General features: G+C 50.4%; 10 protein-coding genes. 7 read left to right on the top strand and 3 right to left on the bottom strand.

From position 1 onward, the window contains the following. Positions 1-15: 15 nt before the first annotated feature. Entirely contained in the window at positions 16-927 is a 912-nt protein-coding gene (locus SK3146_RS07935; protein WP_249864572.1) for an ArsR/SmtB family transcription factor, read from the bottom strand. Positions 928-1,123: 196 nt separating this feature from the next. Then, positions 1,124-1,687, bottom strand: coding sequence for a helix-turn-helix domain-containing protein (locus SK3146_RS07930; RefSeq protein ID WP_249864571.1), 564 nt, complete (start codon positions 1,685-1,687; stop codon positions 1,124-1,126). A gap of 394 nt (positions 1,688-2,081) precedes the next feature. On the opposite strand from SK3146_RS07930, the gene SK3146_RS07925 reads away from it, so the two are divergent. The 5 genes from SK3146_RS07925 (at position 2,082) to SK3146_RS07905 (ending at position 6,661) form a co-directional block, all read left to right on the top strand. Further along, positions 2,082-2,597: a PadR family transcriptional regulator gene (locus SK3146_RS07925; RefSeq protein ID WP_249864570.1), complete on the top strand. Its 516-nt coding sequence runs from the start codon at positions 2,082-2,084 to the stop codon at positions 2,595-2,597. A 255-nt stretch (positions 2,598-2,852) separates the two neighbouring features. Then, entirely contained in the window at positions 2,853-3,218 is a 366-nt protein-coding gene (locus SK3146_RS07920) for an HsmA family protein (RefSeq protein WP_249864569.1), read from the top strand. A 39-nt stretch (positions 3,219-3,257) separates the two neighbouring features. Continuing rightward, complete coding sequence (locus SK3146_RS07915; RefSeq protein WP_249864568.1) at positions 3,258-3,761, top strand: CcdC family protein; 504 nt, start codon at positions 3,258-3,260, stop codon at positions 3,759-3,761. 643 nt (positions 3,762-4,404) lie between these two features. Further along, positions 4,405-5,514, top strand: coding sequence for an L-threonine 3-dehydrogenase (tdh, locus tag SK3146_RS07910; RefSeq protein ID WP_249864567.1), 1,110 nt, complete (start codon positions 4,405-4,407; stop codon positions 5,512-5,514). Continuing rightward, positions 5,489-6,661 (top strand): glycine C-acetyltransferase, encoded by a 1,173-nt coding sequence (locus SK3146_RS07905; RefSeq protein WP_249864566.1) that lies wholly within the window; start codon positions 5,489-5,491, stop codon positions 6,659-6,661. Before tdh ends, SK3146_RS07905 begins: the two co-directional genes overlap by 26 nt. A gap of 91 nt (positions 6,662-6,752) precedes the next feature. Here SK3146_RS07905 and SK3146_RS07900 read toward each other — a convergent pair whose 3' ends face one another. Then, positions 6,753-7,871, bottom strand: a complete 1,119-nt coding sequence (locus SK3146_RS07900) for a glycoside hydrolase family 88/105 protein (RefSeq protein ID WP_249864565.1) — start codon at positions 7,869-7,871, stop codon at positions 6,753-6,755. Positions 7,872-8,023: 152 nt separating this feature from the next. On the opposite strand from SK3146_RS07900, the gene SK3146_RS07895 reads away from it, so the two are divergent. After that, positions 8,024-8,860 carry an AraC family transcriptional regulator gene (locus SK3146_RS07895; RefSeq protein ID WP_249864564.1) on the top strand — a complete coding sequence of 279 codons (837 nt, stop codon included), beginning with the start codon at positions 8,024-8,026 and terminating at the stop codon, positions 8,858-8,860. Between the two features lie 286 nt (positions 8,861-9,146). After that, positions 9,147-11,297 carry a helix-turn-helix domain-containing protein gene (locus SK3146_RS07890; RefSeq protein ID WP_249866220.1) on the top strand — a complete coding sequence of 717 codons (2,151 nt, stop codon included), beginning with the start codon at positions 9,147-9,149 and terminating at the stop codon, positions 11,295-11,297. Positions 11,298-11,355 lie beyond the last annotated feature (58 nt).

The raw sequence follows: 11,355 nt of genomic DNA, 5'->3' as shown, positions 1-11,355 counted from the left end.
CGGAGCGGATTCGCATTACCGCGAGAAGACGAGCTTAATGTCCTGCGGCACGTTGCCGAAGCGCTTGCCGAACAAGTTAAGTCCGCCGCGGTGACGGGCATCCGGCTTGACTTCAAATCTGACGACAATCGGCCGGTCCGGACTTAAATGCAGATCGTTCATCGTTACATGAGCGCTGGGCACTCCGTTGACATAAGCCGCGGTTTCATTGACGCTCCATTCCGTAAGCAGGCCGTATTGGGTTCCGCCCTTCCACCATACCGGGGTAAGCCGGCCTTTCGTAGCGCCGAAATCGCCGGGACTGGTGAAGGTGCCGAGCTCCATCCCGTTGATCGATACGGTAATGTCGGAAGGCCAGTCTTCATTGTAGCCGCAAGTCTCGGAGCAAACTTCCGCGCTCACCTTCAATTCGCGGACCAGCGGGTCGCTGGAGGCTACGTACGGAAACGAATATTCGACGTAGCCGGCCTCGCTGAACCAGATCAGAAGCGCTTCGGCGCGCTCGGGCATATAAAACGAGGAGGGCTCGTCCACATTGCCGATGACGCCTTCATTATTGACCAGACCGCACGGTGCGTTCACCCGAAATGAGGTGTACATGCCAACCGGCATATGAACTTCCTTTACTTTCAGCGATTCGCTCGGCACCACCGGCAAATCGAGGATCAACGAATCGCAGGTTCGCGAGCAGATTTTGCCTCTCCCCAGCTTTTGAGCGGTTTCGATCAGCCCGACCTCCTCCAGCATCTGCACGTTGATCGATATCGTCGGCTGGGCGACGCCAAGCACTTTCGTCAGCTCGGAGACGCTCATCGGCTTTTCGCTAAGCGCTTGCAATATCCGCAGACGCAGCTCGCTGGAGAGCGCCTTGGCCGTATCGAGCAGCAGAGGGGCTGACACTCGCTTGCTTGTGCTGGTTTCATCCATGGGAGTGCTTCACTCTCCTTTATTCTGTATAACGGCGTCATCCTCCGCCGCATAAGAGGATAATAAGCTGCAGGCAGGCTTCGCAACACGGGAGCCGGCCTGCGGCTTTTTTCTTGATCGCGATGTGGTTTCAAAGGCGAACGCTTACGCTTTTCCAGATTCAAATGGCCCCTCCGCTCTTTTTTCACCGGGCTTTTTAAGACTTCGGATAAAAAATGATCGTGTGATACACCGTCTTGCCGTCCGAGAGATTCGTATACGTATGCGGCTTATCGGCGGTAAAGTGGAGTGCGTCCCCCGCCTGGAGCCGGTACGTATCCTGCTGGATATCGAGCCGAAGCTCCCCTTGGGACATCAGAATATATTCCTCGACGCCTTCGTTATGCGGCTCGGATTCGTGTCCGCATCCCGCATCCAGCTCAACGGTATATATTTCGAACTGCTTGTGCTGGTCGAACGGGATGAGCGGGAAGGCGCGGTATCGTCCGTCGTCCTCCGAGAACGGCTCCAGCTCTTCGAAACGGATATGAGTCACCTTGGTCTCCTCTTCCTCGATCAGGGAAGTGAACGAAATGTGGAGCCCGTTTACGATTTTCCACAGTATTGAAATGGTCGGATTGGAATCGCCGCGCTCGATTTGGCCGATCATCGCTTTGCTGACTCCCGTCAGCTCGGCGACCTGATCCAAACTGAGCGATCTCGCTTTGCGGATGCTTTGCAGGTTGCGGCCGATTTTTTTATGAATTTGATCCTGTTCCATGGACGGTTCTCTCCTAATGATTTGACTAAAGCCAGGGGCTTCTTGGTTCAACGAGTTCCTTATGCTGATTGGCTTCAAATTCGTGTAGCCGAAACTTGGGGCAGAACACAACATGATATTCGAACACCGCATTATTTATTGCTGTCTACTGCTCGAGACATATGTTCACCTCTAGAATAGTATACCAAAATATGATATAGGGGTAGTACCAGTGAAAATGGGAAATTGTTTATGACCTCGTTCTACTCTTGCTAGTCCGAGAAGGACTCTAGACTTTTGTAACATTCCATTTATTTGTTGTTCATCGTTTAATATATGAATAATCTATATTGACTAATCTGGTACGGATTGGTTAAACTATCGTAAAAATGAACATGTTAAGGAGTAGTAACATATGGACGAAAGAGCGCTGCTATTACTTGGAATATTAAAGTCGCAAAGCCTGCATGGTTATCAAATTAATGAATTTATTGATAAAAACTTGAGTCGTATTACCACTATGAAAAAAGCAACGGCTTATGCCATATTAGAAAGGCTAAAGGCAGCCGGATTTATTAGTGTGCACGAGGAACAAGAAGGCAATCGTCCTCCACGAAAAGTTTATTCCATTACACCGCGTGGAGACCAGGAATTTGAGAGGCTTCTTCGTGAGAACTTGTCTGAACAAGATAACACCCCCTTTAAGGGCGATATTGGACTTATGTTTTTAGATCATCTGCCCAAAGAGGAGACGATTGATTGCCTTATGTTTCGCTTAAATGGCTTAACCGAACAAATCGAGGAATTGCAAAAGGCTCCTAAACATTCATTTTCCCAAGGGATAGACTTATCAATAGAACACCATCTCGTCTGTAAACAAGCCGAAAGGAACTGGTTACTTCTTGTCATTGAAAAATTAAAAAACGAGTAGAAATTTAGCCTTACTTTACCGGGTTTGCGAGGTTTTGCGCAATACCCGGTTTTTTTGTAAAGAAACAAGCCTAATATTACCTTATAATCATAATTGACTAATCTGAATTGATGATCTATAATCAAGGACATATTAATCATTCATGACTAATCAAGAATTTATAAATGAACATAAATAAAGAGGTGATTCTTTATGTAACAATAATTATCGCTAAATTACCAATGAATATAAAAAATAATTGGGAGGAATTATACAATGTTGGCAATGGCAGTAATTTTTATTAACTTAGCATTAGTTGCTTACACAATCGGTGTTTGGGGAGAAAAACTTTCTGGTCGATTAAAACCAAAACATTTAGTTTACTTTTTTTCAGGTTTGTTGTTTGACGGTATTGGTACTAGCTTTATGCAACAGTTAAATACAAGCAGGGAAATAAATTTACACGGAATAACTGGAGCGGCTGCTCTGATTTTGATGCTTATTCATGCGATATGGGCAGCAATTGTATTGTGGAGAAAAAGCGAAAAGCAAATCCAGCAATTTCATAAGTTCAGCTTAATGGTTTGGGGATTGTGGTTAATTCCATATCTGATTGGTGTCGCTTTGAGCATTATTAAATAAAACAATTCCAATGCTTACTCAGAAAAGGAGGAACATGTTATGCTTCAGTTCGGCGCGCTTAATTTGCAAGCTATATCCAGCATTAGCATGATTGGAATGGCATTGCTAGCAATATTCGTCCGTACGCGAGCGAGTCGCAAACCAGTCTCAGCGGTAAAAATAGCAATGCCTACGATTGGCATGAGCATCGGCTTTCTCATGTTTACCGTACCCGCCTTCCGGATACCCGCTATGTGGGCTTTGCTTGCGTTTTTGGCGGGACTGCTGTTATTTTCTTATCCTCTGATCCGTAGCTCGAAACTGGAGGTTCAGGGCGGCGAAGTCTTCATCAAACGATCCAAATCGTTCATTTTCGTACTAATGGGGCTGCTTGTATTGCGAATAGCGCTGCATAGCTATATCGAACAATATATTTCGATCCCGCAAACGGGCGCCCTCTTCTTCCTTCTCGCTTTTGGCATGCTCGTTCCTTGGAGGTATGTTATGCTTCTGCAATACCGCAAATTGAAGGTGCGAGAATTCCAGCAGCAAAAATCTTTGTAAATAACCTTCCGGAGGCGATGTCAGTTGTACTGATGTCGCCTCATTTTGATAGAAGTGGCGAGCCTTATTGGTAATGTTACATTCATCATGCGTTCATATCCTTATCTTAAAATCATGGCGCGGCATCCATCAAGGAATCGATTCGTGGAATGATGCAAGAACGTATTCTTGCCATACTTGCATCGTTCATGATTATTAGGGGGTCGACGATAGTATTGTCGTAACCGAAAATATATATTCCCTAGTTGATTTAATAATATTTTTTATTTGCCGGATATGATGAATAAAGCTGCGTCAAAAAATAGAATTTGATCCATTCAATCGGCCTTATGTTGAGACAATTTGGGGGGGCTACCGGTTTACCAAATGAAACGTTTGGCGTGATTGGAAAAGTGATGTTGTGATCATCTTCACAGATGCTGCCCATTTAGTCTGAACGTATCTATTGAAAGTCTCTCAAGATGGCGGTTTACATCCCCGGATCTAAAGAAATGGTGTTTACCGGCGATTCCGAAAAAAATTTCCTGATCGAGACGGCAAATGTCTGTACATTATCTAATACAAATGTATAATATATTATATTAACGTATTTTATTTTGTACAAACGTACAATATAACAACCATTTTAGGGCGGGTGATCGCGATGAGTGCGACCATGATTGGATTAGTGAAGGAGGTCCGCGGGCCCGGCGCTGTCCTGAAGGAGGTTCCTGTACCCCGCTGCGGGCGCGACGAAGTGCTGGTGAAGATTAAAGCCACTTCCATCTGCGGAACCGATGTGCATATTTACCGCTGGGACGCTTGGGCGGAGAAGACGGTCGTCACCCCGAATGTATTCGGTCACGAATTCGCCGGGATCGTGGAGGCCGTCGGCTCGGATGTGGTTCATGTCCGGCCCGGCGATACGGTTTCCGGCGAAGGGCACATCGTATGCGGCGTTTGCAAGGCATGCCGGACAGGCAACGCTCATGTGTGTCCGAATACGAAAAGCTTCGGTATTACGGCTCCCGGTTGTTTTGCCGATTACGCGATTGTGAAAGCGTCCAACATTATCCATAACGCCAAGGACATGCCGTTCGAGCTCGCTTGCCTGCAGGACCCGTTAGGCAACGCCGTGCAGACGGTGCTGGCCGGAGATATTGCCGGCAAGTCGGTCGCCGTCATCGGCGCGGGACCGATCGGCCTGATGGCCGTCGCCGTCGCCAAAGCTTGCGGAGCGGGAGCCGTCATCGCGGCGGACGTCAATCCGTACCGGCTGGAGCTGGCGCGCCGAATAGGCGCGGACGCCGTAATTAACAACGGGCAAGTTCCGCTGGCCGAAGCGATAAGGGAGCATACCGGGGGAGAAGGCGCCGAGGTCCTATTGGAAATGTCCGGTCATCCGGACGCCATTCGCCAAGGATTCGAAGCGGCGGCTCCGGCGGCGCGCGTGTCGCTGCTCGGCATTCCGACCCGCGAAGTATCGCTGGACTTGTCCTCTCATATTATTTTCAAAGGGCTGCGGATCGAAGGCATTACCGGACGGCGCATGTATCAGACCTGGTACCAGGTCAAAGGGCTGCTGGAGCAGGGCCGAATCGATCTGACGCCGTTAATTACCCACCGGTTTTCGCTGCATGATTATAAGGCAGCGTTTGAATTGATGGCCTCGGGACAATGCGGAAAAATTGTGTTCACGCACGACAACGAAACGGCTGCGGAGCATAACGAAGGAGAGGAGCATACTCATGGCGGACTGGAACTCATTGTATGAAGAGCTGGAGAATTTGAAGAAGGAGGGGCGCTACCGCCCCTTAACGGTGTGGGACAGCGGCTCCGATACCTGGATGACGCTGAACGGGCGGCGGGTGCTGCAGATGTCGTCCAACAATTATTTGGGACTCACCGGTCATCCCGGGTTGAAGGAGGCCGCGATAGCCGCGATCCGCGAATACGGCGCAGGCAGCGGTTCGGTGCGGACGATCACCGGGACGCTTCGCATCCATGACGAGCTGGAGCGGGAGCTCGCGGCGTTCAAAGGAACGGAGGCGGCGCTGGTGTTTCAATCCGGGTTTACCGCGAACCAGGGAGTGCTCGCCTCAATTCTCGGTCCGGACGACGTCGTCATCAGCGACGAGTTGAATCACGCCAGCATTATCGACGGCATTCGTCTGACCAAATCCGATCGGAAAATATACGCGCATAAAGATATGGATCAACTGGAGGCAATATTGAAGCAAAGCGGCGGGTACAAGAAGCGCGTCATCGTGACCGACGGCGTGTTCAGCATGGACGGGGATATTGCGCCGCTGCCCGCGATCGTCGAGCTGGCCGAAGCCTACGACGCTTTCGTCTATGTGGATGACGCCCATGCCAGCGGCGTGCTCGGCACCAACGGTAAAGGAACGACCGATCATTTCGGGTTGAACGGGCGGGTTCATATCCAAATCGGCACGCTGTCCAAGGCGGTCGGCGTCGTCGGAGGCTATGTTGCCTGCGAGCAGGTGCTAAAAAATTATTTGATCCACAAAGCGCGGCCTTTTCTGTTCAGCACGTCGCAAACTCCCGCCGTCGCGGCTTCTTGCCTCGCCGCCGTTCGGGTGCTCCGGCAAAGCGGGGAGCTTATTGCGAAGCTGTGGGACAATGCGGCGTACTTCCGCGCCGGTGTGCAAGCTCTCGGATTCGACACGGGCGCGAGCGAAACCCCGATCATCCCGGTCATTATCGGCAATCCGGCGAAGACGATGCGATTCTCCGATCTGCTGCTGGAGGAGGGCGTGTTCGCTCAAGGCATCGTGTATCCTACGGTCGCCATGGACAAGGGACGCGTCCGGTTCATCGTGACGGCCGGGCATACGAGAGCCGATCTGGATTTTGCCTTGAACGCTTTGGAGCGGGCGAGCCGGAAGCTGGGCGAATAACCATAAATCAACAAAAGGCCGAATGCAGGAGCAGAAGGAAGCTCCGATTCGGCCTTTTTGGGTTGATCCCATAAGTATAGACGGTGCCGCGTTATTGCGCCGCCGCCGGCTGCGCCAGACTCATTTCCACGCACATGAGAATAAAGGCGCCTGCGCCGTGCAGATCGTTCTCGCTCGTAGGACGGGCGATATAGTGAGCGTAATCGCCGATCCCCGTGCCGATGCAGATGTTGCCGATAACGACGTTGCCGTTGTCGTCGAACTTCAGCGTATCGATCACGCCTTGATAACCTTTCCAGGCATATGGCATATACTTGGCGTCCAGATAGCCGAGACGTACCGCCTTGGCGATAGCTTGAACGTACAGGGCGGTGCAGGAGCTTTCCAGCCAGTTGTCCGGACGATCCCCTTTGTCGACCACCTGATACCATAAGCCGGTAGCTTCGTCCTGGAATTTCGTCAAGGAGATCAGCAAATCCTGGAGAATGGCGACCAGCGCGGCTTTGTCTTTATGATCCTCAGGAAGGTATTCGAACATTTCCAGCAGAGCGACAGGGTACCAGCCGATCGCGCGGCCCCAGAACTCCGGAGCGCGGCCCGTCTCGGGATCGGCCCATTTGACTTCCTTCGTTTCGTCCCATCCGTGGTACAGCAGACCGGTTTCAGAGTCCTTGGTATGCTTTTCCATCAGAATGGCCTGGAACGTCATCATATCGAAGTATTCGCTTTCGCCGAACGTCTTGCCGAACTGAACGGCAATCGGCCCGGCCATGTACAAGCCGTCCAGCCACATTTGATTCGGATAGCGATCTTTATGCCAGAAGCCGCCGGAAGGGTTTGTCTTCCAGGATTTTAGCAGCGGCACCAGCGTGTACAAAGCTTTCTTATACCGCTCGTCCCCCGTTTGCTCAAGCAAGTTATAAAGGAGCACGCCGGGCTGAATATCGTCCAGCTCGTCGGGATGGTATTTCTTGATGCTGCCGTCGGCGAGAACCTGGCTGTCTACCCACCGTTTGATATAATCGTAATATTTATCGTTCCTGGTTTCTCTCCATGTTTTTTCCATACCGGATAGAAAAACCCCTTGATGATAGTGGAACCGGTCCGGCGGAAGCAATTCCGGCTCGAATTTGGCCATTAATGCCTCGCAAGCCTTCTCGGCCCATTGAATGGGGGTCCATGTCTCCGTGTTCGCTGGTGCAGAACTCATCGTATTAATTCCTCCTTCGTGTACTTAAGCCTATAGTAGCACAGAAATAATGTACATTTTTTGCGGAAATCCTTCATTTCTTCTTATATCTTGCAGTGGATGCACAAATGCGTACAATAGAAATTAGAAATTACACGGAAGGCGGACCGCCGATGAGCAATTTTCAATTCAATAACGCTGAAGGAACCTTTTCGATATCTTATCGCAAAGCGCTAAGTCATCATATGCCTGCCAGTCATTTTCACAGTACGTACGAAATCTACTATTTGCTGTCCGGCGAACGGGAGTTTTTTATTAAAGACAGGACGATGGTGATGAAGGAAGGGGACGTGATCATCATCTCGCCGAATATACTGCATCGCACTACCAACGCCGAAACGCCCGCGCACGAGCGGCTGATCGTGAATATTCACGAGAGCGACATGCGCCTTGCCAACGGTTCGCATACGGACATTTTGCAGCCGTTGTTTGAGCAGGAATACATCGTCGTTCAATGCTCCCTGCAGGATCGTATCGCCGTCGAGGCGCTTGCTGCCCGTATCATGCAGGAGATTCGGGACCGGAAGCCGGGCTTCGAGATGTACGCGCTCACTTTGGTGCTTCAGCTGCTCGTCATTTGCTGCCGGCATGTCAAACAGAACAGCATGGAGCCGCCGGAATCTCCAAGTCCGATGCACGAAAGAATCTCCGAGGTTGTCCGCTATATTAACAACCATTATATGCAGGAGCTGTCGCTTCATCTGCTGGCGGAGCAGTTCTACGTCAGCCCGTATTATTTAAGCCGTTTTTTTAAAGAAGCGACCGGCTTTACGTTCGTGGAATATTTGAACAGCGTCCGGATTAAGGAAGCGAAGAAGCTGCTGGAGCAATCCTCGATGAAGGTCAGCCTAATCTCCAAAAAGGTCGGCTTCGGCAGCGTGACGCATTTCGGCAGAGTGTTCAAGTCCATTACGGGCTACGCGCCGTTATATTATCGAAAGGCGAAGTAGCGCGGGAAGGAACGATTCCGGGCGGGCGTTAACGAACCGTGAACCGCGATAAAACTATGCGGCGTTGGAGATGCGGCCGCTCTTCCAGATTCAAAGGTCCCCGTCGCTGCGGGTCCATTTCCCCCTTAACCTCAAAAATTGAGCGTTGTAAAAAAATGAGCATTGTTTCGGCGGCAAACGTTGGCATATAGTAAAAATACGTGTACATAACGATAGAGAAAGAGACAGAGATGACCGTCATTGAAAGCAGGGGAAAGTGTTGATAAACAATCGTTGGTTCTTGAAAATGCTTTTTTCTTATTTGCCGATTTTTTACATCGTGATCGCCGTCATTTTTCTTATATCGATCTTTATGATCAACGAATCTTCGCAGAAGCAGACGTTAAAAACGAATGTGGCGTTCGCCAATCATGTCGTTTCGATTCTTGAGCAGTCGTTGAAAACGATAGACGGAACGATGATTAAAGAGATCGATCAGAATGACAATTTGAAGGAATATTTATACACGACGGATAAGGTCAAAAAGTATTATTACGCCAACAAAGTGTCCGACGCCTTCAACAATATCGTCATCAACAACAAATGGATTCATTCCGTTTATTTATACAATATCGAGGATCAGACCGTACTAAGCTCCGATATATCGACGAAAGCGGACTCCTACGGCGACGAGGCGTTTATTCGCGAGCTGCAGCAGGGCGGTTTCCCGAAGGGGTGGACGAACAAGCGGGAATATCGCGAGCTGGAATACGACAAGCCGGTCGAGGTTTTCTCCCTCGTGAAACCGTTTCCTCTATTTACAGCGGAAAAAGGATTTATCGTCATTAACGTAAACGTGCAGTCCGTGAAAAGCATGCTCGACGAAATGACCCATGCGGACATCAGCCATATCAACTTGTACGACAGCCAGGGACAGCGGGTCTTCGGTTCCGGCGGACAGGACATGTCGCTGATCGGGTCCGGCTATTTGGGCTGGACGGTCGGCACGAGCATTAAGGAGACGGGGCTGCTGGAGTGGACTTCGGCCTTTTCGATGTGGTGGCTGGTGTTCGGGCTGTGCGCGATCATCTTGGGAACGCTGGCGATCGTCTTTATCTCGCTGAAGCATTCGAAGCCGATTGAGGACATTACGCACCAAATTCATGATTACGTCCACAAGACGTTCGGCAAAAAGGGACGAAGCCACGATTTTCATTTTATTCAATCGGCGCTCGACAAATTGATTAAGGAGTCGAACAAATCGCAGGAGCATTATAAGCAAAATTTGGCGTTTCGGCGCCGGATGCTGTTCCAGGAGCTGCTCAAGACGGACCCTGCCCACGATAAAACCCGTTGGGGCGCGGCGCTGCAGGAGCTGGGCCGGATCGAAGACGCTGCGATGCTGTCCGCGTTCGTCGTGGAGATTGACGACTACAGCGAGTTTTGCGCGATGTACAACGAGCGCGATCAGGGGTTGTTGGGGTTTGCTCTAGGGAGCGCGGTGAAAGAAATTATGCAGGATGCCGGCGCGGACTGCTGGATGGAGTGGATTGCTCCGCAGCGCCTCGGCCTGATCTGCTTTCTTCCGGACGACCGGGAGTCCGCCCTGCCCGGCTGCTGGGATCATATTCGGACCTGGATCGGGCAAAATTTGAAATTTACGGTCACCTTGGGCGTTACTGACGCGATCAAGGACGCCGAGCAGCTTCACGTTTCCTTCAAGAAAGCGTTGGAAGCGCTGGATTACAAGCCGGTTTTCGGCAGCAATACAGTGATCCGGTTTGAAGATATCGATATGAAAGAGCAAAGGGAAGTATTCGACCATCTTCTCGTAATCCGCTCCATCGGTCTGGCCTTCCGGGAAGGCGACCGCAAATGGGAGACAATCTTCGACGAACTGGTCGAAACCTTGCGGGCGAACCGGTATAGCAGAACCGAAATCGCCAACCTGCTGCATTATTTGATTTACCAAATATATAAGGACATCAGCGGACTGCCGCGCGAAGGGGAAGACCCGATTCTGGAGCTGAATCAGGCGGCGGACACGTTCGAAACGATCGACGACATTCATGAGATTTTTAAAGCGATTCTGGTCAAGGCGGCCGGACAGCTGCATGTCTTCCGCAGCAGCCAAAACCAGCGCAGCGTCGTTCACGACGTTAGAGCGTATATTGAAGCCAACTACGGCAACCCGGACTTGTCCTTATCGCTGCTTGGCGACACCTTCCATATGAATCCGAGTTACTTAAGCAGGCTGTTCAAGGAAGAATTCGACCAAAACTTCGTCGATTTCCTGGCCCGCATACGGGTCGAGCAGGCGAAGATGCTGCTGCGAAGTACGAACGATTCTCTGCAGGACATTGCCGCAAAGGTCGGATATACGCATTATTATTCGTTCAGCCGGGTGTTTAAGAAGCTGGAGAAAGTATCCGCCGGCGATTATCGCAAAATGATGTAAATTTTTTAGCTTGCCGGTAAACAAATCCTGCATTTTCCGCGTCTAATGAAACATGGAG

This window comes from Paenibacillus konkukensis (genome assembly GCF_023523925.1).
GTDB lineage: Bacteria > Bacillota > Bacilli > Paenibacillales > NBRC-103111 > Paenibacillus_S > Paenibacillus_S doosanensis.
Note: the sequence above shows the minus strand (reverse complement) of the source record. Positions and strands in the feature narration are given on the sequence as shown.